Annotated in this window: 23 protein-coding genes; 5 read left to right on the top strand and 18 right to left on the bottom strand. The window is 39.6% G+C overall.

The genetic code is table 11. From position 1 onward, the window contains the following. Positions 1–3: 3 nt before the first annotated feature. The 4 genes from BLR82_RS11420 to BLR82_RS11405 form a co-directional block, all read right to left on the bottom strand. Positions 4–1,080 (bottom strand): sensor histidine kinase, encoded by a 1,077-nt coding sequence (locus BLR82_RS11420; protein WP_074599457.1) that lies wholly within the window; start codon positions 1,078–1,080, stop codon positions 4–6. Continuing rightward, on the bottom strand, positions 1,077–1,757 hold the full coding sequence (locus BLR82_RS11415) for a response regulator transcription factor (protein ID WP_074599455.1): 681 nt from the start codon (positions 1,755–1,757) through the stop codon (positions 1,077–1,079). Before BLR82_RS11415 ends, BLR82_RS11420 begins: the two co-directional genes overlap by 4 nt. Before the next feature lie 96 nt (positions 1,758–1,853). Next, complete coding sequence (locus tag BLR82_RS11410) at positions 1,854–2,669, bottom strand: ABC transporter permease (RefSeq protein WP_074599453.1); 816 nt, start codon at positions 2,667–2,669, stop codon at positions 1,854–1,856. A gap of 2 nt (positions 2,670–2,671) precedes the next feature. Next, positions 2,672–3,694, bottom strand: coding sequence for an ATP-binding cassette domain-containing protein (locus BLR82_RS11405; protein WP_074599450.1), 1,023 nt, complete (start codon positions 3,692–3,694; stop codon positions 2,672–2,674). Positions 3,695–4,105: 411 nt separating this feature from the next. On the opposite strand from BLR82_RS11405, the gene BLR82_RS11400 reads away from it, so the two are divergent. Further along, on the top strand, positions 4,106–4,669 hold the full coding sequence (locus BLR82_RS11400) for a DUF4396 domain-containing protein (RefSeq protein WP_245693789.1): 564 nt from the start codon (positions 4,106–4,108) through the stop codon (positions 4,667–4,669). Positions 4,670–4,824: 155 nt separating this feature from the next. Here BLR82_RS11400 and BLR82_RS11395 read toward each other — a convergent pair whose 3' ends face one another. Further along, positions 4,825–5,904 (bottom strand): DUF2920 family protein, encoded by a 1,080-nt coding sequence (locus BLR82_RS11395; protein ID WP_074599448.1) that lies wholly within the window; start codon positions 5,902–5,904, stop codon positions 4,825–4,827. A 293-nt stretch (positions 5,905–6,197) separates the two neighbouring features. Between BLR82_RS11395 and BLR82_RS11390 the strand changes: the two genes are divergently transcribed. Further along, complete coding sequence (locus BLR82_RS11390; protein ID WP_074599446.1) at positions 6,198–7,340, top strand: hypothetical protein; 1,143 nt, start codon at positions 6,198–6,200, stop codon at positions 7,338–7,340. Between the two features lie 470 nt (positions 7,341–7,810). Here BLR82_RS11390 and BLR82_RS11385 read toward each other — a convergent pair whose 3' ends face one another. The 11 genes from BLR82_RS11385 to BLR82_RS11325 form a co-directional block, all read right to left on the bottom strand. Continuing rightward, positions 7,811–8,761: a glycoside hydrolase family 43 protein gene (locus BLR82_RS11385; protein WP_074599443.1), complete on the bottom strand. Its 951-nt coding sequence runs from the start codon at positions 8,759–8,761 to the stop codon at positions 7,811–7,813. Positions 8,762–8,841: 80 nt separating this feature from the next. Then, positions 8,842–11,325 carry a family 43 glycosylhydrolase gene (locus BLR82_RS11380; protein WP_074599441.1) on the bottom strand — a complete coding sequence of 828 codons (2,484 nt, stop codon included), beginning with the start codon at positions 11,323–11,325 and terminating at the stop codon, positions 8,842–8,844. Between the two features lie 142 nt (positions 11,326–11,467). After that, a complete protein-coding gene (locus BLR82_RS11375; RefSeq protein ID WP_074599439.1) occupies positions 11,468–13,231 on the bottom strand; it encodes a glycoside hydrolase family 2 protein in 1,764 nt (587 codons plus the stop codon). Positions 13,232–13,247: 16 nt separating this feature from the next. Continuing rightward, the gene (locus BLR82_RS11370; RefSeq protein ID WP_074599437.1) at positions 13,248–14,132 is read right to left on the bottom strand and encodes a carbohydrate ABC transporter permease; all 885 of its coding nucleotides are present in this window, start codon (positions 14,130–14,132) and stop codon (positions 13,248–13,250) included. Beyond that, complete coding sequence (locus BLR82_RS11365) at positions 14,133–15,008, bottom strand: carbohydrate ABC transporter permease (RefSeq protein WP_074599435.1); 876 nt, start codon at positions 15,006–15,008, stop codon at positions 14,133–14,135. 76 nt (positions 15,009–15,084) lie between these two features. Beyond that, positions 15,085–16,419 (bottom strand): ABC transporter substrate-binding protein, encoded by a 1,335-nt coding sequence (locus tag BLR82_RS11360; RefSeq protein WP_074599433.1) that lies wholly within the window; start codon positions 16,417–16,419, stop codon positions 15,085–15,087. A 538-nt stretch (positions 16,420–16,957) separates the two neighbouring features. Continuing rightward, complete coding sequence (locus BLR82_RS11355) at positions 16,958–18,001, bottom strand: GntR family transcriptional regulator (RefSeq protein WP_245693788.1); 1,044 nt, start codon at positions 17,999–18,001, stop codon at positions 16,958–16,960. 462 nt (positions 18,002–18,463) lie between these two features. Beyond that, complete coding sequence (locus BLR82_RS11345; RefSeq protein ID WP_074599430.1) at positions 18,464–19,399, bottom strand: hypothetical protein; 936 nt, start codon at positions 19,397–19,399, stop codon at positions 18,464–18,466. Continuing rightward, positions 19,392–19,892 (bottom strand): sigma-70 family RNA polymerase sigma factor, encoded by a 501-nt coding sequence (locus tag BLR82_RS11340; RefSeq protein WP_074599428.1) that lies wholly within the window; start codon positions 19,890–19,892, stop codon positions 19,392–19,394. Before BLR82_RS11340 ends, BLR82_RS11345 begins: the two co-directional genes overlap by 8 nt. A gap of 166 nt (positions 19,893–20,058) precedes the next feature. Then, the gene (locus BLR82_RS11335; protein ID WP_083334825.1) at positions 20,059–20,301 is read right to left on the bottom strand and encodes a YcxB family protein; all 243 of its coding nucleotides are present in this window, start codon (positions 20,299–20,301) and stop codon (positions 20,059–20,061) included. 383 nt (positions 20,302–20,684) lie between these two features. Then, positions 20,685–21,170, bottom strand: a complete 486-nt coding sequence (locus BLR82_RS11325; RefSeq protein ID WP_074599421.1) for a hypothetical protein — start codon at positions 21,168–21,170, stop codon at positions 20,685–20,687. A 255-nt stretch (positions 21,171–21,425) separates the two neighbouring features. Between BLR82_RS11325 and BLR82_RS11320 the strand changes: the two genes are divergently transcribed. Beyond that, on the top strand, positions 21,426–22,250 hold the full coding sequence (locus BLR82_RS11320) for an aldo/keto reductase (protein WP_074599419.1): 825 nt from the start codon (positions 21,426–21,428) through the stop codon (positions 22,248–22,250). 312 nt (positions 22,251–22,562) lie between these two features. Here the strand turns inward: BLR82_RS11320 and BLR82_RS21610 are convergent, their stop codons facing one another. Then, positions 22,563–22,724 (bottom strand): tyrosine-type recombinase/integrase, encoded by a 162-nt coding sequence (locus tag BLR82_RS21610; protein WP_083334824.1) that lies wholly within the window; start codon positions 22,722–22,724, stop codon positions 22,563–22,565. 667 nt (positions 22,725–23,391) lie between these two features. Between BLR82_RS21610 and BLR82_RS11305 the strand changes: the two genes are divergently transcribed. Continuing rightward, on the top strand, positions 23,392–23,808 hold the full coding sequence (locus BLR82_RS11305) for a RidA family protein (RefSeq protein WP_074599414.1): 417 nt from the start codon (positions 23,392–23,394) through the stop codon (positions 23,806–23,808). A 334-nt stretch (positions 23,809–24,142) separates the two neighbouring features. On the opposite strand, the gene BLR82_RS11300 is transcribed toward BLR82_RS11305, so the two are convergent. After that, positions 24,143–25,237 carry an oxidoreductase gene (locus BLR82_RS11300; RefSeq protein ID WP_074599412.1) on the bottom strand — a complete coding sequence of 365 codons (1,095 nt, stop codon included), beginning with the start codon at positions 25,235–25,237 and terminating at the stop codon, positions 24,143–24,145. 117 nt (positions 25,238–25,354) lie between these two features. Between BLR82_RS11300 and BLR82_RS11295 the strand changes: the two genes are divergently transcribed. After that, the gene (locus BLR82_RS11295; RefSeq protein WP_074599410.1) at positions 25,355–26,206 is read left to right on the top strand and encodes a LysR family transcriptional regulator; all 852 of its coding nucleotides are present in this window, start codon (positions 25,355–25,357) and stop codon (positions 26,204–26,206) included. Positions 26,207–26,248 lie beyond the last annotated feature (42 nt).

Genomic DNA, 26,248 nt, shown 5'->3' with positions numbered 1-26,248 from the left:
ACTTTAATAATATGAAACCAAATCCACCGTTATCTCCGTCCCTTTTCCAGGTTCACTATCAACGTGAATCTGTCCGTCGTGCAATTCAATGATTTTTTTAACAATCGACAAACCAAGACCGCTTCCTCCAGCATTGCGATTTCTCGCTTTATCGGCTTTATAGAAGCGCTCGAACAGATGTATCAAGGTTTCCTTATCCATCCCGATTCCTGTATCCGAAATCTTTACCTCTACTCTGTTATCGGCGGTTTTGTTTGCCTTCACCGTAATGGTTCCGGCAGGAGGGGTGAATTTAATACTGTTATGCAGGAGATTCGTCCATACTTGGTTCATCAATTCCTCATCCGCCATAAGCGTTACGTTATCCAGGGAAACGTCCATTTTGATTTCTTTTTCGACCCACTGTGGTTCATTAGCAAGAATAATACGTCGCAGCTGATGATCCAGACGGTAATTTTTTCGTTCAAGAGCTAAATGATCAGACTCCAAAGAGGTGAGCTTCAATAAATTTTCACTCAGTTTGGACAACCTATAGCTTTCCGTTTCAATGATTTGCAGGTAATGGTCGCGTTCTTCCTGGCTTAAGTTTTTATTTTTCAGCGCATGGGCAAATCCACTTATGGAGGTCAAAGGAGACTGTATTTCATGCGAGACATTGGAGATGAATTCCTGGCGCATTTCCTCCATTTCCCCGAGTTTATCTGCCATATGGCTGATGCTTTCGACGATTCTGGAGTATGGATGGTCACCCTGATCCCGAAATTGTGTTTGATAAAAGGAAAGGTCGATATTGAAGTTTCCTTCCGCCATCATCTTCATTGCCTGGATAATCGGATGCAGGAACTTCTCCTGATTGTTCCTCATCCATTTCGTTCGACTGATAAAATGCATAGCAAACCCAAACAATAGAAAACCTAGAATTGAATTGACCAGCTGCTTGGTAAGACCGTGTGGATGATATCCAATCGTGTCATACAATAGAGAAGTTAACCAATAGGCACAGGACCATCCGATCAACAAAGCAGCGGTGACACCCAAAATCGGCAGAATTCTTCGTTTGATGAATTCTGAGCGCTTCACTGCTTCACCTCCAACCGATATCCGAGGCCTCGGACGGTCGCGATTTTAAACGGGAAATCGTCTCGGGAAAAACGCTGCCGCAACCGTTTGATGTGGACGTCCACTGTACGTTCATCGCCCTCGTAATCAAATCCCCAAATATCTTCGATCAATTGTTCCCTGGAGAACGTTTTTTGCGGCTGTGCCGCAAGCTTGAACAGCAATTCAAATTCCTTCGGCGGCAAGTATACTTCCTCTCTGTCAATAAACACTTTATACGCAGCGCGATCAATAAGGACATTGCCTATTTCCATTTGATTCGATATGGTCACTTGATAACGCTTAAGCAATGCTTTCACCCGTGCCTCCAGCTCGGCAGGAGCGAATGGTTTTACCAAATAATCATCGGCGCCAAGGTCGAAGCCCTTCACTTTTTGGGCTGTTTCGCCCTTTGCCGTTAACATCAAGATCGGAAGTGTGGCGGAATAATAGCTGCGCACTTCCCGGCAAAATGCCCAACCATCCATATTCGGCATCATAATATCGAGGATAATCAGATCTATTTTTCCCTTCTCAAGTACGGAAAGGGCCGCTTCCCCGTCTGCCGCCTCTATGATAGCTAGTCCTTCTTTGGATAAAATCACCCGAATCAATTCCCGGATGTTGGGATCATCATCTACTATCAATATTTTAGCCATACAGTTCATTCCTTTTTATTAACTAAAGGGAACCGCTGGCCTGTATTGCGATTCCCATGTTCTTTTCCCTATTTTATATCATTACGTGCGTGATCACTATGCCTTGCGCATATAAGTCCGTACAGTCAATGGTGCAAAAATGGCCACAATGATAGCTGCACCCACCAGGGAGATCGTAAAGTCCCAGCCGATGGAACCTTGGTTGATCAAATCTCTGACCGCTGTGACCAGATGGGAAATCGGGTTGATTTTCACAAACCACTGCAGCCAATCCGGCATCGTTTCAGCCGGCACAAATGCATTGGAAAGAAACGTGAGCGGAAACAACACGATCATCGAAATGCCTTGTACACTGGACGCCGTCCGTGCAATCACCCCGAAAAAGGCAAAAATCCAGCTAATCGCCCAAGCGCAGCCAATGACAAGGAGTGCCGCAATCAGAACATAACCCAATCCGCCTTCAGGACGGAGCCCCATGATATACCCCATGGTGAAAGTGAGCACTGTGGCGATCGTGTATCGAATACTGTCCGCCAACAGCGCCCCTGCTAATGGGGCAATCCGGGCAATCGGCAGGGATTTGAATCGATCAAACACCCCTTTGTCCATGTCTTCCCGCAATTGCACACCAGTCACAATTGAAGTAGTGATCACCGTCTGTACGAGAATACCGGGAATGATGACGGGCAAATAACTTTGCACATCGCCAGAGATGGCGCCGCCGAAAATATATGTGAACATCAGGGTGAAGATGATCGGCTGCAACGTGACATCGAACAATTGCTCTGGTGTGCGCCGTATCTTAATCAACCCTCTAACAGCCATGATGAGTGAATTTTTCACTGATTGACGAAAGCTCGTTTTGTTGCGAAGCTTTCGTTCATGGGCAGGTTTTATTTGCATACTATCCATTGTTATACCTCCACTGCTTTCTCTGATTTATTATTGCTTTCCTCGGAAGTTCCAGCACCCTGACCGGTAATCGTCAGAAACACCTCATCCAGACTTGGTTTCTGTACGCTTAATTCAGCCAACTGAATATCCGACTCCCTTAAAGCAATCAATAAGTCCGTCATTCGGTCGACATCTGCCATCGGAGCGGTGATTTTCCCACCTTCTGTGGAAACAGCGGCTCGGACATTCAGCACCCGTTCAATAATCCTCCGTGCTTCTTCCATCTGTCTGGAATGTTGTACACCTAGATGCAAGGATGAGTTCCCAATCGATGCTTTCAATTCATTGACGGTACCTTCCGCAACAACCCGGCCATGGTCAATGACTGCAACCCGGTCAGCCAGCTCATCCGCCTCTTGTAAATACTGTGTCGTCAAAAGAACTGTCGAACCTGACTTGACCAAGCGCCGGATGGTATCCCACATTTGATTACGTGTTCGCGGATCAAGTCCGGTCGTCGGCTCATCCAGGAAAATGAGCGGCGGCTGGGAAATCAGGCTGGCAGCCAAGTCCAACCGCCTGCGCATGCCGCCCGAGAAATGTTTTAACGGCCGCTTTGCTGCTTCCGTCAAACTGAATTCTTCCAATAATGCAGCCGCCTTGTTTTTTGCCTCCGCTTTCCCCAGACCCAGCAGCCGGGAGAAAATAATGAGATTCTCGGTAGCGCTGAGTGACTCGTCAACAGAGGCATATTGCCCCGTCACTCCGATTAATTGCCGGACGATATGCGGCTCCTTTACCACATCATGACCAAAGATACTGGCAGAACCGGCATCCGGTCGCAGCAATGTAGCCAGCATTCTAATCACGGTCGTCTTTCCTGCCCCATTCGGACCAAGCACTCCATAAATCGAGCCTGTAGGGACCTTTAAATCCACACCGTCAACCGCTCGGTTTTCTCCAAACGTTTTAACGACACCTTTCGCTTCGACAGCCCACTCGCCGCTGCCTTTCGCGATATTTTTCCTATTATTGTTTTGCATGCTAATCCTCCTGTTTTATGTTTCTTATAAAATCTACTAATAAAGCACTTTTCGATAATCGTTCCTTGTTCCTTACCTTTCACTCCTTGTTTGCTCCATAGGTTTCCATCGATTGGTTAGCAGAAATGTTTATTACCTGTTGGATTATATACAAGGTTTATGAACGTAATATGAACATCGAGATATATTTTCGAAAAGAATTGCGAGAGGGAGAAATGGCCAGGCATTGGTCAAATAATGGAAGCAGAAGAATAGATTGAGCGTAATGTTTTCGTACGGCATAACTGGGAATCGTTTTGGAGAGGTGATTCAAATGACCATACTGACGGTTATAGCCTGGATTGCAATAGTAATCGGCTTATTATCCTCCCTCATCCTCCTTGTGGACGTTATCAGGCACCCGCAAATGATGTGGATCATGAACATCGTCTGGCCGATCAATGGCTGGTTTCTTGGCCCTTATGCGGTCTGGACCTATTTAAATGGGGACGGCTTAAAGCAAAAGATTCTGAAGCAGAGGACCACCGTGGTTTCCCTGCGAAAGTGTACTTTTCAACAAGTCACTGTTCATCAGGGTGTACACTGGGTGACGCGTTCGGCGTACCAATTGTCACGCTGACTGGATTCACCATCCTGAGCACCACTTTATTCGCCCATTATGCAGTACAGTTCACCCTGGCATACTTATTCGGCATTCTATTCCAATTTTTCGCTATTTATCCGATGAATAAAGACGCTGGCGTAATGAAAAACCTTAAAAATTCGATCAAGGCGGATACCCTTTCCCTGATATTGTTTGAAGTAGGCATGTTTGGCTGGATGGCCCTCGTGCATTATGTCATCTTCGCCGAACCTCCAAAGCCCCACCAGATGAACTATTGGTTCATGATGCAAATTGCCATGATTTTCGGCTTCCTGACAAGCTACCCGGCAAACTGGTGGCTGGTTAAGAAAGGCATCAAAGAGGAAATGTAAACGTGAAAAATGATGTAGGATGACGCAATTGATTCCTATCAAAATTGATACCAAGAAGAGACCATGGATAGTAGACTATCCATGGTCTTACATTAGTCAAAACTTTGCTTAACTTGGGCAATTCCCCGGACCGCTGGAAGTATGGGTAATATCGCTTACTTGAAATCAAACACGGGCAATCCATGGGTAAAATCGACTTCAACAGACAGATTTTCCAAGTCCACTCTATGTTTTGTCTTTCGCTCGATTGTTTTTTCTCGGGGACGTTCAAATTCTAGTGCAAAGTAAAAAAGCTCTAAAAAGTCAGCATTTAAACCATGACCATTCGACTTATATTTGATATTATCCACGTCACCCTTTTTCACAAGTATAAAAGCTGAATTTCCGATTCCTTCAACAAAACGTTTCTTTGTTTGATAGTCAACGAGATTATCTTCATCCCCTTGAAAGGATAGAATCTGCGTCTTTCCTCTAAAATTATTATAAAGCGTTTCTAAGTTTAAGTTTTGCTTGTTTTTTATCATTTTCTTCGCAAAATAATCAAATTCAATAGCAAGAGTGGCCTTTCCCATTTTTCGATATAGGACTCTGTTACTTGATAAATATACTGGCTCCATCCACGCTGAGTTATCTACTAAAAAGGAAAACAGATTTGGAACAAGCCTGTTACTCAAGTGCAAAAGATAGGCTCCGTGTGAGTGCCCGTAACCTATGATCCTGTTAGCATCAAATGTTAATTCATTCTCCCTCAATATAATTCTGACAGCCTCTATTGCACTTATGATATCTATTGCCTGCATGTAGCTCATATCATTGAACTCTTCTGCACTTTCCTTTATATCAGCAAGGACAGGAAGCAAAATATTTTTTTCAGCCAAGACCTTTAATAATGCAGAAGAGTCTTTTGCTACTGTCTCTAATTCATCTTTTGTAAGAATTTTTTGTAAGCCCTGTGGTTCTTTCAATTTAAATTGATCCGCTGATTGCATAAAAGCACTGCCAAAATAATTGCACTGAATGGTTACCATATTATACGTGTCGGCAAACACTTCTCTCATTTTTTTATAGACCTTTGAGTCTATATTGGCACCGAATCCAGGGACAAAAATGAGTAATCCTGTATTATAGTTCACTCCGTTTTGTGGAGTTGAAAAATCTATCCGCAGTTCTCGATCTGACATTCCCGTATATATGTTACGGTGTGCTGCAATATTTATACTATGCTGTTCTGCCAACTCATTTTACCCCCGATATTATTTAACACCATGTGTTTTTAAAAGGCTCTCTACTTATATTTAAGCACAAAAAGGACGGAATGTAATGATACATCTTTTTTTGACTTGGTCTCCATTGTATTTCCTAGTCTCTTTCTCCCCTTATTTACATTATAAAAGTTTTCTCCATTCTACAGCATTACCTTTCATCCACGTTCATGTTAAAATATACCTGTTTGCTATTAAACTATTGAAATTAGGGAATAGATATAGAATCATAGATGAAGGAAATCAATACATAAGGAAGTGACAACATGAAAAAATTAACCCTGCTACTCTCGGGAGTTCTCCTGGTCTTTTTCCTGGTCGCTTGTTCGGAAACCACTTCTACAAACGACAACGATGAAGAAAACAATGAAGACAAGCAGTCGGAAGAAAGCGCCTCAGAAAATAAGAAGGAAGAAAACAAAGAAAAAGAAGAAGAACAGGGAGAACAAGAAAAAGAAGAAACGAAGCCACCTCAGCCTTACGAACCGTTAGAGCCGGCGGAAGATGCCGAACCGCTCAAAGATAAGCTGTCTGAGGACGAGCTGGAACAGATGCCGAAAGCCGAAGCGCACGGAGATGACCGCACAAGGATGGTTCCAGTCGGAGAAACGTTGGTAAAAGGAGCCGAGGATCAAACCGATGGGCCTTTGAAGAATCATAGGCTTGTAGCCTATTACGGCCATCCCAACTCTACCAATATGGGAATCCTTGGTGAAATGGAACCCGACGCATTGATGGAAAAGTTAAAAGAACAAACGCAGGCTTATTCGGATGCCGATCCGTCTCGCCCGGCCATTCCAACGATTGAGCTGATTTCTACGGTAGCACAGCGTAACCCCGGTCCCGAAGGAAAGTATTTCCACAGGACATCGCCGGAGCAAATCGACGAATATGCCGAGCTTGCCAAAGAAAACGATGCGTTATTGATGCTGGATGTCCAGCTCGGAACAGACTCTGTTATAAATCAAGTGAAATTACTGGAGAAATGGCTGAAGCTCCCATACGTCCACCTGGCCATCGATACAGAATTCCACGTTAAAGAAGGGGAAACGCCTGGCATTGACCTTGGTCAAGTAAATGGAGAAGAAGTGCAAGAAGCAGTGGAATACCTTACGAAGATGGTGGAGGAAAATAACTTGCCGGATAAAATTGTGCTCGTCCATCAGTTCATGGACGAAGCACTGACGAACAAAGAAGCCATCCAGCCCACTGAAAATGTAGAAGTAGTTTTGAATTATGACGGCTGGGGTAATTCCTCCACGAAGATGTCGCTTTACCGCAAGTTCGTACGAAATGAAGCCGTGCAGTACGGCGGGTTCAAAATCTTTTATCAAAAAGATGAACCTGTGTTGAATGCTGAGGATGTATTGAAGCTTGATCCGAATCCGGCGATTATTAATTATCAGTGATTAACGATTGAGCAAAAACACAAAAATAATTGGTATAACTAGAAGTGCTGAAAAACTGGACGCAATTTTCTATAAATTAGACAGAAAACATAACTCTTGGGATAACCATCAAAATAAAATCATACCGTAAACAAAGAAGCAGGGTCATAACCCTGCTTCTTTGTTTTAGTAAATGCTCTACTTTGATGATACAGTATCGCAAGCATACTATTTAATAGATGGAGAAGATAAAAATACTATCTACTATTACGAGGGCATCCTGTTATCGCTTTTTGGCTGGGTATTATCACTGTTTTCCATAATCCTTTTTACTAGATGAGGTGAAAAGGAAAAGTGATTAAAGTTCAGTTAGTTAAGATGTGAGATCTCTAATTCGTTTTATTTTTTTGGCTTAGCTTTAAAAACGTAGTATAACATTAGCTTTGTCCTATTGATTCAGCATCACTAGCAAGCATTACGAACGTTTTATCCTATTCTCCTGACGGAACAATTATTGGTGTGGAGGATGATAAAGGAATACCAAAATCAGGTGTTCCATCAGATCGCCAGCCAAATTTCTGAGTACAAGTCATTCGAAGTTCGTTACCACCTTGCGATTCAGGAATTGCATGATAGACAATCCAATCCTCCGTTCCATCAGGGGATGGAACAAAGCTATTATGCCCGGGAGCAAACATCTTATTTTTCACACTTTTTGTAAAAACAGGAGCAGTGGATTTCAGCCATGAACGGCTATTCAACACATCGGAATCTGTAGATGCAGTCAACATCCCTAACGAATAATCATCAGACCATGTAGCGCTGGCTGAGTATACCAAAAATAATCTATTGTTTCTTTTTAACATTGCCGGTCCTTCATTTATTGCCATACCACCTTGTTTTTCCCAATCGTATTCAGGTTTTGATATCAATATCTCGGAGCCAGACAGTGTCCAAGGATTTTCCATTTCTGCAATGTAAAGAGCTGATCCATAATCAGGGAAGTACCCATAGCCCGCATACACAAAGTACAATTTTCCTTTATGTTCAAAAATAGTCCCATCCAAGCCTGGATGCTCTGTATTTATACAACCCTTTTCAATCCAATTCCCCTCAAATGGATCTTCAGCTTCATTCTCTAAGACAAAAATTTTTCTAGTCTTATCTCCACCCTTCCCATCGTTAGCAGTGTAATATACATACCATTTCCCATTCGCTTTATGAATCTCCGGAGCCCATATATTGTCACTATTTATTCCTTCCGTCGGAGGTGTCCAAATGGTCTTGCGCTCCCCATTTGGGATACCCGTCAAACTTTTCGATCTCCACAAATCAAGTCTTTTACGTCTTGTGCACATGAAATAATACTTATTTTTATCCTTATAGACCCACGGATCAGCACCTGGATTTAGTAGTGGATTTTTAAAGGTTCTTTCCTTCATGAATTCACCTTCTTTAACCAAAGTTAACTATAGGAATCCTCCAACCATCTGTTTTAGTTCTTTCTAGCGGTCTAAATAAATTAATTAGGATTCATTTCAAAATTATCAAAGCTTGCTTGATTATTCATTACTCGAAAACCAGCTTTCCCGTGTGTAAAAGGCTGAACCGATGTATCCTCGTACACGATTTTAGGTGTATCCATATCATTTACAAATACTTGAAGCCTAGTTCCCTTCACATCTACTTTCACATGGTGCCAAGAATCTACGGATAAAGTTGCAGAGACGCTATCCAATGTTTCCCATCCATAATTTTGCTTTCCTAAGTAAATTCCATTAGTTGTTATAAAAGCATAGTAGCCTTGCATAAAGTCGGGATTATTTTGTCCATGCGCCACACCATTAGCCGGATTGAGCCCGTGTACCAGAATGCCCGCATCACCACTCGTGTTACCTAGCTTTATATCCGCTTCCACCTGATAGTCCGTCCACCCGTTTTCACCGACAAGCACCTTAGAAAAGGCTTTGTCACTTGGTTGGAACGTATCATCTTTAACCGACCAATAGTTCTCGTACATTGACCAATCCAAGTTAAGACGCTCCGTAAAATCATCACTTAGAGGAGTCATGGTACTCCCTTTATAAAATGTCATAGAGGCAATATTTACTTCGCCTTTGACTACCTCTATTCTTAATTCCTGTTTTCCTTTTGTTAATTCTAAATCTTTTATCGTTATAGTTCTCCAATTATCCTTACCACCTGTATTTGGTAAAGATATAGTACCCGAAATATCAGTATCTCCCTGTAAAATTTTCAACTGGCTATCTTCATCCTCTGTTGCAATTCGAAGATCTGCATGAAAGCTATTATCTTCGTCAACATTCACCTTATAGGAAAGCCATTCTTCCGGTTGATCCATACGTACGTAATAAGCACCCTCTGAATCCTTCCTAATGTCTACTGGATCGGGACGGTATTCATTATTAGTAGAATTTTGATCGTCATCGTGATAACCAACACCTTCTCCGCCACTCTGATAATGCACAGCTTCCACTGTACCCGGAAGGGGCTTGTTAACATCCCATACACCACTTCCGTTTACCTTATTACTAAAGGCAACATAACCGAATTCCGCCTGTGCATCCTTTGTTACATAGCCAACCTTTCCTGCATTAAGAGATGCATCTACTGTTTGTTTCAGCATGCCATCAACGTAAACTTTAAAAGAATGCATGGATTTTTCTACCCTTATTTGATGTAACTTTGTAAAATCAAACTCATTTGGCAGTGTAGAGGACTCAGAATGAATTTCTTTTCCATCCCTAATAAAACGAGTAATCAATGTGTTTTCACTTGGATTTAATACCGCAACCCCATAGTTATTGTCATCCTGATAAGAAAAAGCGGCACCATATAAACCAGAGACCTCTCCATTCCCCATCAGCTTCGCATGGAATTCAGCTGTATAGTTACTTTTTGTTTCTGCTTTGGTTACTAGCTTATAGGAATTAGTCGATTCTGTGGAAGTTTGTCTTAAATACGTTTCATCATCAATCTCCCAATCTCCATCATCGAGGTTGATCCAGTTGGATTTTACGTTTTTTCGATCAAAACGGTCTTCAAAAGCAGGAAGCTCAGGACTTTGTTGTTTTGTATGAGTCGGACCTAACACCGACATCTTATCTCCATTCCATGCCATTCGGTCCATATTCATGTGCCGTAACGGACCAACAACTCCAGGTCCCTCTAAATTATGATAAAAGATATAGTCTGTATCTAGATTGGGGCCTTTGACTACACTATTGTGTCCAAGCCCTACTATTTCTCCCTCTGTATTTAGCACCAATGGGTTCTGTCTAGAAGGCCGATAACCATTGGTTGGACTATCACTTACAGCATAGTCAATTCGATAGCCTTCGCTGAACACATGGTTACCTGTATAGGTCATGTAGTACTTGCCATTTCGTTTAAAAATAGTGGACCCTTCCGTCCATCCATTCATATACGCTGCTGTAACCGTGCTTTCACCAACCGTTTCCGGATCACGCATAGAAGCAATTTCAATTCCTCTAGTCCCTGCATGAGAGAAGTACATGGAACCATCATCATCAATAAACACATTACCATCGATCGATTTACCGAAATTATCCGTCACCACTTCAAACGGACCAACAGGACTATCACTTTTCAAGACGTAGTGTCCATTTCCTCCAGGAGAAGTGTACATATAAAAGTATCCATTCCAATAGATTACCTCTGGAGCATAAGCTGCTCTCGTCTCCGTCTCTTCCGTTGCAAGCCCCTCGTACTTCCAATCTACTAGATTGGGTGAGCTCCATACTTTCACTCCTATGTCCGTATCCCGTGTACTTACATATAAATAATATAAACCATTGTACTTAAATACGTATGGATCACCCAAACCATAGTCTTCCCACTCATTGTCTAACATGATTGGATTTTGGTAACCGCTCGCTTGAGGCTTCTCTGAGCTCTCTCCATCCCCACTACACGCGCTGCAAAAACTAATCATAACCAAAAGCACAACAGACATTAAGCGCATCCATTCCCCTCCCATACCCTTACTTTTGTGCATGCTACCTATACAAAAGAGCCTGAACCAAAAAGCTTGGATTTTCATGATTAGACGTTAAATACGAACAACGAAATCCTCCCTTTAGGGAACAGCCTCCCAAAACTACCTCTTATTCATTTATTGCTTTAATTTTTTCCAAGGCAATTTTCGGTGTTCGATCCGCTTTCAATAACCCATTAATTTCTTGTTGAACGTCCGTAGTTTGCGTATAACAGTAACCACTAATATACGGGATTTCTTTAATTGCATCCGTAATATCCTTATATCGTCTCAAAAACTCTTCTTCCGTCTGTACTTGGTTGCCATACCCCCAGCCACTGTCATCATCAAAGGCAATACCTCCATATTCGGTAACGATGACAGGTTGACCTTTATATTCATATCCCTCTGCAAATGCATATTTGTGCTTATTGTGAGGGATTTTATTTTGGAGGATTCGCTCCTTATCCTTATAGCGCTTTAAGAATAATTCTCCAAATTCTTCATAATCATGGAGCGCTATGATATCAGAAACGGTATGCTCCCACCCATCATTTACGATGACCGGGCGTTCTGGATCTATTGTTTTGGACAAGTAATAAATGGATTCTGTAAATGCTTGTTGCTGTTTATCTACTAGAATATTCGGGATTCCCCACGATTCATTGAATGGAACCCAAGTAATAATGGAAGGATGATTATAATGCTGCTTCATGATCTCTTGCCATTCATTAATAAAGTTCTCTACCGCTTCATCTGAAAATTCATAGGTCGCTGCCATTTCTGACCAGACAAGTAAACCTTTTTTATCACACCAATATAGAAAGCGTTCATCTTCAATTTTTTGGTGTTTGCGAACACCGTTAAAGCCCATCTTCATTGTTTTTTCAATGTCTTCTATCATCGCTTCGTCTGAAGGAGGTGTCAGCATAGTGTCCGGCCAGTATCCCTGATCCAGTAGCAGTTTTTGATAGATAGGAACATTATTCAATAATACTTGATCGCCCTTTACGGATATTTTCCGCATACCAAAATAGGAATCCACTTCGTCAACTAGTTCTCCACCAGCAAACAGGCGAAATGTAACATCATATAAATGTGGATTTTCCGGGGTCCAATGCATGACTTTCCATTCCATTAACTCAGAACGCAAGTCGGCCTCACATTTCATGGTGGATCTGTCAGCAACAATGGCGAATTCTTTTACTTTTTCCCCATTAAAGCTAATTATTGTTTCTAATCTACAACCCTCTATAACCGCCCCGTTCAGCTTATATTCAAAGCTAACAGACTGCTTATCGATATTTGGCGTGATTTTCACATGATCCACATTCACATCACTTAAAAATTCCAACCAGACCGTTTGCCAAATCCCAGTATTTTGGACATACCAGCACCCAAAGTTTTCATCTCTCCAGCGCTGCTTCCCTCTGGGTTGAGTGCAGCTTTGACTATCTTCTACTTTGACAACCAATTCATTATCCTTCGTACTATCCACCGCACTAGTAATATCAAAAGAAAATGCGGCATTACCGCCCGCATGGTAACCAATATAGCTTCCATTAACCCATACTTTTGTAAGGTAATCAGATGCTTGAAACCTCAGAATGGCTCGTTTACCTGCTTCTTCCTTTGGGATGGTAAATAATCTTTGATACCATACATACGGATGAAACACTTCTTCTCCGATGCCGCTCGCTTTCGTTTCATACGTGAAGGGCACTTGTATATCCGTAGCAAAGGATGGGGTTTGATACCATAATGCATGTTCGCCTATATTCTGATCATCAAAAGCAAATTTCCAAGTTCCATTTAATTTCAGCCACGATTGACGTTTAAATTGCGGACGAGGATATTCTGTTCGCTGATACGTTTTCATACTTGTTGTCTCCATGTATTTCTCTCCTTTTTTAACCCTTTATTCCTGTAAAACTAATACCCTTAACGATTTGTTTTTCAAAAATCAAGAACACGATAATCACTGGTATGGAAGCGATAGCATTTGCCGTCATTGGTAACACATATGCCTGTGAATAGGTTGCATTAAATACCGGGAGACCCACCGGTAACGTGTATAAATTCTCAGATAGAATAGATAAATACGGCCATAAAAAGTTATTCCAGGATCCAATGAAGGTAAAGATACCTATGGATGCCATTGCAGGCTTGGCCAACGGCAAGATTATTTTATAGAAAATCTTAAAATTGGAACAACCGTCAATAATAGCGCTCTCAATTACCTCTTTAGGAACATTGTCAAAAAAGCTCTTCAGGATAATTACGCCCAATGGTGATGCAATCATAGGTAATATTAAGCCTGTATAGCTATCTAACATATTTAAACTCTTCACAATCTCATAAAGCGGGATGATTGTAGCCTCTCCCGGAATCATTAATCCTAATAGAAAGAAGATAAAGATATAATTTTTATAGCGAAACTTCATTTGAGAAATAGCAAAAGCCGCAAGAGACGTTAGTATCAATGTCAATATGGTGGTGATAGTTGCAACAAGAAAACTATTGAACAACCAACGTATAATAAGACTATCGACTACTATGTCAATATAGTTAGTAAATGTAAACGGCGGTAAAAACCAATCCAATGGGTTCGTTGTCGAATAGCCATTAGGTTTTAAAGATACCAACAACATCCAAATAATCGGCAGAATAAATAAGACGGCAACAATGAACCCTACGGTTAACTTCCCTTTTCGTAATGGATCACGATTTATTTCTAATAAACTAGATACTTCCGTCCTCGACGTTGAATTTTTTTCTACATTAGGCTCACTCATTTATCGCTCCTCCAATCTTTGGTTCCGAAGTTGGATAATAGAGAGTATTAGTAAAATAAAGAACAACGCATAAGACATGGTAGCAGCATAGCCCAGGTTGTTTTGTCTAAATCCTACTTCATAAATATATTGAATGAGAGGTCTGGTTGCACCACCAGGGCCGCCACCTGTTATCAACAAGATTTGTGCAAACACTTTATAAGAGGCCAGTATTTGTAATAACAAAATAACTCTCCCGATTGGAACAAGCTGCGGTAATGTTATATGACGGAATTGATCCCAGCGACTTGCTCCATCAATCTCACTTGCTTCATACAAGGAATCAGGGATATCTTGTAATCCGGCAAGGAATAATACCATATTAAAACCAACCGTCCACCATAAAGTAACGACTACAATACTTACCCAAGCAAGCACTTTATCGGCCATCCAAAAAGGTTCCGCTTCAATACCGATACTGTGCAGAATAGTATTAACAAAACCACTGTATGGTTGAAGCATAAAAATCGCTAAAAAGGAGATAACTGCTACGGATAAAATACTCGGTAAGAAAAACGAGCTGCGAAAAAAGGTTTGAAGCTTCGTTTTGATATTAGCTAATAAAGCTAATCCTAATGCGAGCGCCACCATGGTCGGAGTCGTCAAGATAACAAATAATGTCGTGTTCCAAAGTGTACGCCAGAAGTGAGGATCTCCTAACATCTCTTTATAATTTTCCAATCCAACAAACTCCATTTTTCTAACAAGAGTCCAATCAAATAAACTCATTTCCAATCCTTTAAATATAGGAAGGATAGTAAATATTAGATAGGCCACAAAAAAGGGTAAAAGATAAGGAATTGCCTTCAAGTCTTGTATCCACGATTTTTTATTCATGCGTAACCCCTTTCCCTCAAACTTAAAAGCCCCTAAGCTGGTTAGGAGCTTTTAGATTAAAAGAGTTGTTCCCTTATTAGTCTATTAAGCCCTTGATTTCTTTCTCGATTGTTTTAAATGCCTGTTCAGCTGTAACTTCACCTGTCCAAACTAGATCCAGATTTCGTACCATGATGTCTTGCACACCTCTCCCATAAATGGTATGGTCTGCAAAATTAACATAATTCGCTACCTGAGCGTACTCACTACGGTATGGAAGCTCTTCATACTCCTCAGATTCTATAACCTTTGTTTTCGCAGGGATATGACCTGCTTTAGCCCAAATCGCCCCTTTATCCGTTGCAAAATCCATAAATTGAATTGCCGCTTTTTGTACTTCTGGATCAGCATTTTGATAATAAGGGATGACAAAGGTATGTGAATCTCCCCAGGTACCCTTTTGATCAAATACATTCGGTACAGGCATTGCTGAGAAGTCTAAATCCTCCGTCGTTTCCCATGTTCCTGTGGCCCATACCCCCGTTGAAGTAGCAGCAGCGTTTTCAGATTGAAATTCCGTATAAAAATCCTCAAGATTTAATGGAATAACTTCACTGTCATAATAAAAACCTCTCAAATAATTAGCTGCTTCAATCGCTTTATCGACATCCAGGATATATTCAGGATTATCTATATCCTCCTCTGACAAAATATGCTCCCCGCCAAGCTGAGTATAATAAGACCACCATAGACGGTAACTATCCACCCCTGCAGTGGAGAATGCCAATGGATATTTATCCTCAGGCAATTTGTCTTTGAGTGTTGTTAAGAAATTTACAAACCCTTCTGGTGTTTCCTCTATTTTTGGATTACCATCTTCATCAAGGAGCCCCGCGTCCCCCACAAGCTTATTATTCAAATAAAATATTTGAGCGTGTGTATCAATTGGTACTGCATAGTGCTTCTCTTCATAAGTAGTCGCTTCTAAAATATTGGAATTAAATTCATCCCAATTCACTCCGACTTCTGATCCCAGTGAATCCAATTCCTGCACAAGGCCTTGACTAATTAGTTCCGGCAACACACTTGTATGGGATATGGCTAAATCCGGCCCCTTGCCCGCTGCGACACTAGTCAAAAGCTTTGTATAGTACTCATCATAATCCTGCATAACATTATTGATATAGACATCGGATTGACTCTCATTGAATTCATCTATAATTTCTTGCATGTAATCTGCATCTCCACCACCAAAAAGGTTCCACATAACAACTTCTGTTGCACCCTCAGGTATCTTTACATCTGATTCACCATTCGTTTCGCCATTGTCAGCACCACTAGCTTTGCCATCCGAACCACCTGAACCCGAGCATGCAGCCAATATAAGGACGGTTAGTGACAAGACTATAGAGAAAATGATACACTTTTTCATAACTTACTCCTCCTCCTCAATCATGAAAAAACAAAATCAAACCTTTTCACTTTTTAACAATTCAGAAATTTATAAAGCCAACTTCACAAAGAACAATACATTTTTCTGTACTACGGCAGTTTTTTAATACTGCTTAGCAGAAGAATGAAACCCGACAATAGAGTTGCATCACGCCCCTTTGGCTTTATTAATGAAAGAACCGACCTACTTGCAACGAATGATTGCAACCTCTCAAACTTTTTGTAACCGCTTACTAAGATGATACAATATTAAGTGTGTCGCTTATATAACATATTTAGTATAAAATATACTTAATATGTTTTTTTATCGGAACATAATATTTTTATTACCTGAATCAAATCACACAGAGGGCATAAGCAGCTTCTCTATCTACATGATCAACCCATACGAATCTCGATAAATAAAATAAAAACTCCCCCTTGTAATATGCAACAAGAGCACATTACTTGGCGAAGTAACAGAATAAACCTGATGGAATTTAACAAATGGCAGCTTTTTTGAAGAAAAAAGTGGCTGCTCAAGCTTTAACAAATTCAACCGGGATAAATAACCTTTCCGGTTCATATTCATCATTTAACTGCTTTACCAGTAAACGAACAGCTGTTTTACTAATTTCTTTTACATTTTGCTGAATATAAGATATTGCGTTATTCCTAGTAGGGTCGAACGAGACGATTTCTATGTCTTGAGGAACTTGCTTCCCGATCTCTCTTACAGCAGTGTACGTGTACTTGGCCAGTTCTGCATTCATGGAAAACACTGCTGTTACATCTGGTCTATCTTTTATAAAGCTTCCTATTGTCTCAATCGCCTGTTTCGAAACTATATCGAAGTCCAGAAGGCACCATAAATTCTTATTGATATTCAAATCCTTGCTTAAAAATGCCTTTTCAAACCCACTTATCCTTTCATTCGTTGCAGTGTTAGTGTTTGGTCGACTTATTAAACCTATACTTTCATGGCCATTATCCAATAAATAACTAATTGCTTGATACGTACCATTTAGATTTTCTGAGCTGACACTATACGTATTGATGTTCTCTAAATATCTATCAATCAACACGAGCGGAAACTGATCTAGTGTAAGCTTTAGAATTGCTTCATTATACGTTGCCTTTTCCGTTGGAAAAATAATCAACCCTTTGACATTCAATTGACGGAACATATTGACTGCATTGGTTTCCTCTATTTGGGACTCTCGCGTAATTCTAATAATCAGTTCATACCCATTTGCACGTACATATTTTTCTATATAATTCAAAAGCTGTTGATCCACTTGCGTTTTCATGGTTGGTATAATAAGGCCAATTATCCCTTTGTATGAAAGTTCAGCTAAAGGAGCAGCGGCTGAATATTTATTATTTTTTTTAATGAATGTTCCTTTTCCTTTTATCCGCTCAACTATACCTTCATCAGCTAATCCTATTAGTGCATTCTTACTTGTAATTTGACTAACATGATACTGCTGTGCTAATTCCTTTTCAGAAGGAACTCGGTCACCAGGCCGAAGTTCTCCCGATTGTATTTTACTCTTGATCTTTTCTTGAATTTGCTTATACAATGGTTCCGCCTTCATCATCATCCACTCCAAACCCAACAACATAGTATATTAATTATATTAATCATACTATGCAAATCCGATTAATTCTACATGTATTCTAATTAAATGGGGGATTTAATTGAATGATAATTAAAAAAAGGAAAGACACTACTCGATTAGTCCCGAAAGGAAAACAATATTATAATGATATTTAAGAGTGTTAAAACAAGGGCGGTCACTGGTATAGTTTTCTTATCCCTATCATCTTTAAAAATGAATATGGTTAAAATAACCGAGACAACTGTGCCTGATATTATGAACCAAACTAATATGGAACCAATTTTATCAGCCGTTACGGTTGCAATTGTTTCTGAGAGAACCATGGAGAGGAAAACTAAAACGCTAAGTGTTAAAAATACATAACTTTTCCATGTTTCTTCTTTTCCTTGATGCCCATACCTCCTAAAATCTTAAACGCGTTAACTAATCCAAAGACCTGTAACCCTTTAAATCTGGCTCATAATCGAACTCCTCTAAATCCTTATCTACTTCCAAAGTTTTCGTATAAAGCGAATCAATGATATCTCCGTCCATACCATATATTTCATATTGGATTAATATTCCGGTCTCCTTATCCACCCAAAAACGAAAAGAATCTGCTGCATTTAACTCCTTTCCATAATCACTAAGCTCACCTGCGATGATAAAGACCTCCCTGCCATTTAGCTCTGCATTCTGCTCCTCAATCGACCACAAATCCATGCTTGCAAGATAGTCTATGGCCATTTTTCTAGGGAATATCGATTGTGTAACAGGCTTTAAAAGAGGTTCCACATCCTGATTATCCGCCTTAAAATAAGTTTTGTCTGACTCATCTACCTCCCAAATATAATCCTCATTAAAGTAGTAACTGCTTTCATTCCCTTCATGATTGCTTCGAGAAGTGGCATAACCCCCAAATGGGTCCTCCAAACTAAGCTTAAACTGAACTTCCTCATTCAAATCTACACTGCTCCGGTGATAGGTGAATTCGCCTTTTGCTGTCGTGAAATTTTCCTCTGCATGCATCATAAGCTTCTTGATAGCTTTTTTGGTTAACTGGTTCCTTTCTTCCTTGTTGGACTCGTTGGAAGAATCGTTCTTCTCACTAATTGATGGATTATTTTCGGAAGAAGAGTTGAATTGATTACCATTCTTTATGACGCCCAATCCAAAATAACCAGTACCCAGCAACAAGATTGCCGTAAGAGCAAAACTTATTGGTCCTCTCCAACGATTTCGTTTCTGAAGGTTCTCATCATTTGTACGATGTAATTTTTCCAGGACCCGCTCTTTACTCTCTTTTGTGAATTCGACTTTTGTTAACTCTGAAGAGTTATCCATTCTTTGTTTTAATGACTGAAAGAATTCATCATCCATTCTTGGACACCTCTTTCTTTAATAAGTCTTTAGCCCTTCTCAACCGGGACTTTATCGTGTTTTCATTCTTCTCTAATGTGTCGGATATTTCCTTAATCGTCAGCTCTTTATAATAATACAATGTAATGATTTCTCTATATTTAACAGGAAGGTTCATAAGGCATGCTGTCACATCATCCTCGATGCTCTTCTCAAGTACCTTTGTTTCTACTGAGGGGCTTTTTAGTAAATTGATCAGACTGTCTCCTAATAAGGTCCGTTTTTTATATGCACTCCGCAAATAATCTTTGGAGCGATTGACGGCTATTTGGATCAGCCAGTTCCTTAGCGAGTCCCCTCTAAATTGGTGGTAATGTGTAAAACACTTGATAAAGGTTTCCTGCGTAATGTCGTCGGCTAATGAATAATCTCTAACATACATGTAGACAATCCTCTTAATATCTGTACCATAGCGGTCCATTATTTCTTCGAATTCTAATTCCTGATCATCCATTTTTTCACCTCATCAATAGGACGGGATAGGTTTTAAAAAGGTTTAGTTTATTTCGAAAAAGCAAAAGAAAAAGTGCAATCCTGGATATTCCCAAGGATGCACTTTTTCTTTTACGGAGGGGGCTCCTTTTAACAGGAGACAAAGGATATCAAGCCAATAGTTCGAGCTACGAGATATTTCTTTCATTTATTTTATGTATTTTCTCTCTCAAGTAGCCTTGATACTCCCCTCGCTCCACAGCACTCAAATTGGAAGGTTCCTTCTTTAAAATAATGGCAAATATTTCTGATACGTAAAGGAAAAAATGGTGTTCATCTTCACCGAATCTTTCAAATTCATCCCATGAATAACGATGATGAAAATTATCTGTATGTTCTTTCAATGCCAGAGTCCGTGATAACCACTTCATAATCCCCTAAATGAACAGGCTTCACCTTTCTATATAGCCTTTTGACATTAAACATTGTGAACAAATCATAAAATGATGAAAAACTTAAAGATACACTAAAGGCAATAGCAAATGCGAGCAGTGCCTCGCTCATAAGAGGAAATCTACCTAACATTAATAACGGGAAAAGAAAAACAAATAGAGGAAAAATCGTCGTACCGCTCTTTTTCCTTTTGGTATGCATTTTCGAGTTTGCCAAGGATTCTTTTTGCGACGCGATCATATCATCAAGCGTGATACTGTATATTAAGACCATCCGACATTCTCCTTATCCATCTATCCAATGACCAGCTCTTGATAGCGTTCTAGTTTACTAGAAAAAACCTTCTTCAGAAGGACAGCGATTATGTTTGCTCCTCTACAGGTTGCAATGAAATTCTCTCTTCATGTATGTCCTCTTCCTTTACGCCTCTCCACTCCACGATGATGTATACCTCCGAAATATCCGCGATGGCAAGCGGTTCCCCTCGTTTATTTTGATAGGATTCCCATTCTGCCGAGAACTCCCCGGTCGATTGCTCGGAGATTTCCAAGTCGCCGGGATCCACATCTTCTCCTTCAGTAGAGAATGTTTGTTCGTGAAGCGGGATGTCGTCCCTTCTATCCACCACAACGTGGACGCTAGATTTGAAATAATTCGCCTGATACAATTCCTGGCCTTTCATATATATTCTTCCTGCAAAGGTTCGGAACAATGCCGGGTTCGCTTTTATGGTGTAATCCATGACTTTCCAATGTTCACTTTCTCCACCATATGTTTCGGTCGTTTGTTCTTTTGGCAAATCCCTATCATAGAAGAGTTGTTCTGCTTTCTCTAAAAGGGTGGCCAATTGTTACCTCCTTTAACTATATCATTTTACTTCCGAGAATTATATACATATTATGGAAAAATGTAGCTGGTTATCATCCACCTTATCGGCCGATTAGAGGGCACTAGCACTATAGGGCATTAAGATTGTCAGTGCTAAGGAAAACACTTGGATCAATAACACATACCGAAAAGAATATAAAAGCAATTCCCCGGTTAGATTAATTGCATTCCCTTTATAAAAGTATTACGGTAAATAAAAAAGGAGAGTGAACCAATGAACTATATTACTTTAAACAACGGATTGAAAATGCCCCAGCTCGGATTCGGAGTATGGCAAGTAGAAAATGACGAGGCAGCAAAAGCTGTATCCAAAGCGCTTGAAGTTGGTTATCGCTCTATCGATACCGCGATGATCTACAAAAATGAAGAAGGTGTAGGAAAGGCGATCAAGGAATCATCCGTTCCACGCGAAGATTTGTTTATCACGACAAAGGTTTGGAATAGCGATCAAGGCTATGAAAACACCTTGCGTGCCTTTGATGAAAGTCTGGAACGACTTGGCCTGGACTATGTTGACCTATACTTAATTCACTGGCCGACACCGGAATATGATGACTATGTGGACACATATAAAGCGATGGAAAAGCTTTATAACGACGGCCGTGTCAAAGCGATTGGCGTGTGCAACTTTGAAATTGAACATCTACAACGTTTGCTAGACGAATGCGACGTCAAGCCTGTTCTAAACCAAGTTGAATGCCATCCACATCTTGCCCAAAACGACATCAAAGAGTTCGCCGCCAAGCATGACATCTTTGTGGAAGCATGGAGCCCATTAGAACAAGGCGGAGAAATCCTAAAAGATGATGTCGTCAAAAACATTGCAGCCTCCCATGACAAAACACCAGCTCAAGTAGTGCTGCGCTGGCATCTGCAAAACAACACGATCGTTATTCCTAAATCCGTAACGCCTTCCAGAATCGAAGAAAACTTTAACGTTTTTGATTTCGAGCTAACCAATGAAGAAATGGAAAGCATTAATAGCCTTAACCTGGACAGAAGGAAAGGTCCGCATCCGAATGAGATGAATCATCGGTAATTCTCTAAACATACAAAAAGAGACAGTTTCTTGCTGTCTCTTTTTACATGCTTCTTTAATATAGCTAACAGTATAGTTTTATTTCTCACTTATTAACTTTAATTTCCTCAGTTACAACTTTATGATTCCTCAATAACTTTTTTGGACATGTAACTAATGCCGTCAAAAAAGAGTAAATTTAAGATAATTAATTTATTCTACTTCCAACGTAAAAATGCAGATGATAACCATGTTTTTTATGAGTGCCTGTATCAATAAGGTATGTTGAAAGGATTTAATTGTGCATACTTCTTGATTCGTCCATTTTCTTCATCACTTTTTTGTTTCCTCTGCAGACAAATTGGTATATTTTGAATTCGTTTCAATAGTGTTATGACCTAATTGGTCTCTAAGCAATACCAAGTTACCACCTTTTTTAATCCAATCGCTTGCAAATGTATGCCTTAACTTATGAGGGCTCAAACCCTTCCCGATAGAAAACTCGCTTTTAGAATTAAAGGCCTTTGTATAAGTAGTTGCAAGGGTCTAGACACTTCTTACGGAGATTGGTTGCGGCTTCCTTTGTAATTTGTTATAAAAACGTAAGGCCCGTCCTCCGATACGTTAAACCGTTCTTTTCCTTTCTACCTCTCTATCATGTATCCCCACACCCCAATCGCTCACTGTTTTATTCATTATGAAGGTATAAAAGATTTATAAGGATTCAAAAAGAAAAAAATGGATGCCTCCATCAGAAACAACGATTACATTTCCACAAATTTTATTTGTAAATGTGTATCAATACAAGGAGGATCACGGGTGTTAGAATTTTAACCTGCGCATCCATAATTCCATTTTGCTAAACAAATCAATATATAAAATAGACAACAGTTAACTTTCTTCCCTACCCAACAGTCAGACCCCAAGTTATAATGAATCACCTGTACCTAAAACCCCTTACTTTTAGTACCAAATCTGTCACCATCGTTAAATAGGGTCTTTTCTAGGCATCATAAAAAATGATCGCATTATTATTATTAATCATTTTACTAAATGCATTTTCCGGTATAAACTCAAAATGTAAAGCATTTAAATAGGGAAGGGAGTGAAATGGTGCTTTGCCGTAATGATTATGATCTATAAAAGAAAGAAGGAATAAAACATGACAAATCAAATGCAACAAATTCAAATCACTCCTGACCCTTATGCACCATTCAATCTGTCCCAAGGAATTACAATCGGGGACTTACTCTTTATTTCTGGACAAACGAGCATTAATGGAGAAGGAGAGCTCCTCCATTCAGGAGATTTTATGGCTCAAGCGGAACTAGCTTTTAAAAATCTTGATAACGTTCTAAAAGCTGGAGGTTCTGCGCTTGATAATGTCTTAAAAGTAACGATTTTCATGAAAGATATGAGGTATTTTGAAGAAATCGTGGCCCTGCGAGAGAAATATTTTACTTATCCTTATCCAGCTGACTCAATTATAGAAATTAATGGATTATTTCATCCAGAAGCTTTGATTGAAATCGAAGCGATTGCTGTTAAAAATGAAAAATTTGTGGATCCTAAAAACTAATCGGACAACTCCTAAAAGATCTTGGAAAGTTTTCTCCATTCTTTTAGGAGTTATCCACTAATGAGAAATTATTATAAGAAGATGGGCACATGAGTCAGTCTACTAAAATGAAACCAAAACGATAGTCTTAAAAGTAGTCAGGGGAAGTCTTCAATCGAAGCTGCCACACTATTTAGTGATGCTCGGCGTGGGAAGAAATCTTTTGAAATGTCAAAGGGGTTACAATTCTTGCTTCTAAATAAAATGAAATAAAGTATTTCATTCCTCCTGTCTTTAAGTAGAGGGATACCCCTACTGGAGTATCCTTGATAAAGTTTAAATATTACATTATCTACTAATATGTTTCTTCATTTCTTATTACCGCAATAGGATCAAATACACGATGATCAAACTTAGATAATGTTTGATTATCTTTTACTTTGTGTGGCCAATCAGGATTGGCCAATGCACTAGTTCCTACTGAAACAAAATCAGTTTCTTTTTTACCTATCATTTCTTCTGCTCTATCGGGGTCTCCTAACTGCCCGTTTGCAATGACAGGTACATTACCATATTTTTTTGCAAGACTAGCAAGTGTATGACCATGGTCTCCAAATGCTGGTTTATCTGCTTGAAATTCGGTTGTGTGTATATAATCTGGGTTAGCTGTGGCTAGGTTTTCAAAGATTATTTTCGCCTCATCCTCTCCTCCTTTCCATTTATGAAAGAAATCATTCACTTTTCCTTGAGAAACACGGATACCGATAACAAAATTGTTGCCTACTTTATTTCGAATAGCCTTTAACACTAGAGTACTTAGTCGAACACGATTTTCAGGGGTTCCCCCAAATTCGTCTTCACGAAGATTTGTATAGTCTGTATGAAATTGATCTAATAAATATCCATTAGCTCCGTGGACTTCAACACCATCAAATCCTGCATTTTTGGCTCTTAGTGCTGCATTGGCAAAACTCTCGATAACTGCATCTATTTCTTTTTTACTTATTTCTTTTGGCAATGAATATTCTCCACTACCCCCATGGTCTTTAAGTTTTTCACCTTTTGGCTTCACAGCAGATGGGGCTATTGAATAGTTTGTATAGCGATTGTATTGAACGAGTGCTCCTGCATGTTGAATTTGCAAAAAAATTTTACCACCTTCATTATGAACTGCATCTATCACGGGTTTCCAAGCATCGGCTTGTTCCTCCGTTGCTATTCCAGGTTGATTTTCATAAGCTTGCCCATGTGCTAAATCAGGATAAGTACCTTCTGTGATGATTAAAGAAAAGCCTCCCCTTGCAAACCGCGAATAGTACTGGGCCATTCTTTCATTAGCTAACCCGTTCGGTTGAGCACTTGTTCTGGTCATTGGAGATATAACCGATCTATTTAATAGCTCCAATGAACCCATCTTATATTCGGAAAATAAATGAGGATACCTTGACATTAAATATTCACTCCTGTTTTTTTATTTGCTTGCAATTAAAAGTTTACATATGCACTGGCATTTAGTAAAATGATTAAAAATGATATATCCATCAACAATAATGATGAGGAGAGTATTATGGAGTTAACCGATTTAAAGATTTTTCTAACTGTAGCTGATGAGGGGAATTTTTCAAAAGGAGCAGAAAAGTTAGGCTATGTACAATCTAATGTCACGAACCGTATTAAAAAACTGGAATCCGAACTAGGGGTTACTCTATATAATAGACATCCGAAAGGAGTTAGTTTGACTGAAAGAGGATTGATTTTTTATGAACATGCAGCCTCTATAAGTAAACGAGCTAAGGAAGCTATTGCAGCTGTTCAGGATACAGATAACTTTGGGGGGAAGTTGGCTATTGGAGTAGTTGAAACTCTTGCATCAAATAAGTTTATGAATATACTTTCTGACTTTCAAGTACAATATCCTAATGTATCAATTTCATTAATTACAGGAACATCACCTAAATTATTAGAAATGATTCAAAAATACAAACTAGATGCTGCATTTATAACAGGCCAAACAAAACCCGATTTTATTGAAATCGAATATACAATTCAAGACGTAGTCAGTTTAATAACCAAAAAAGATTTTAAAACAGAACAGACACCAAAAACGTGGGCAGTATTTCCTGAAGGATGCCCTTTTAGAAGGGTTTTAGTAGAATGGTTGGACAGTAACGGCGAAAAACCTACTAATTTTATAGAAGTTAGCACCTTAGACACCTTGTTAAATTGTGTGAAATCCGGCTTGGCTTCAGCAGTTCTCCCTGAATCTGTAATTAATAGAACGCAAGAAATGGAGTACAACTCAATCCCCCTACCGAAAGAATATCGACTAATGGAAACACATTTGGTCAGACGTAAAGGTTTGGAAACTAACAGGATTTTATCATCGTTTATTCAAAAGATTAATGAAAGCAATCTATAAATAAAAAAACACATTAGAAATTTCTAATGTGTTTTTTTATTT

The organism is Sediminibacillus halophilus, assembly GCF_900103695.1.
In the GTDB taxonomy this organism is placed as follows: domain Bacteria; phylum Bacillota; class Bacilli; order Bacillales; family Amphibacillaceae; genus Sediminibacillus; species Sediminibacillus halophilus.
Note: the sequence above shows the minus strand (reverse complement) of the source record. Positions and strands in the feature narration are given on the sequence as shown.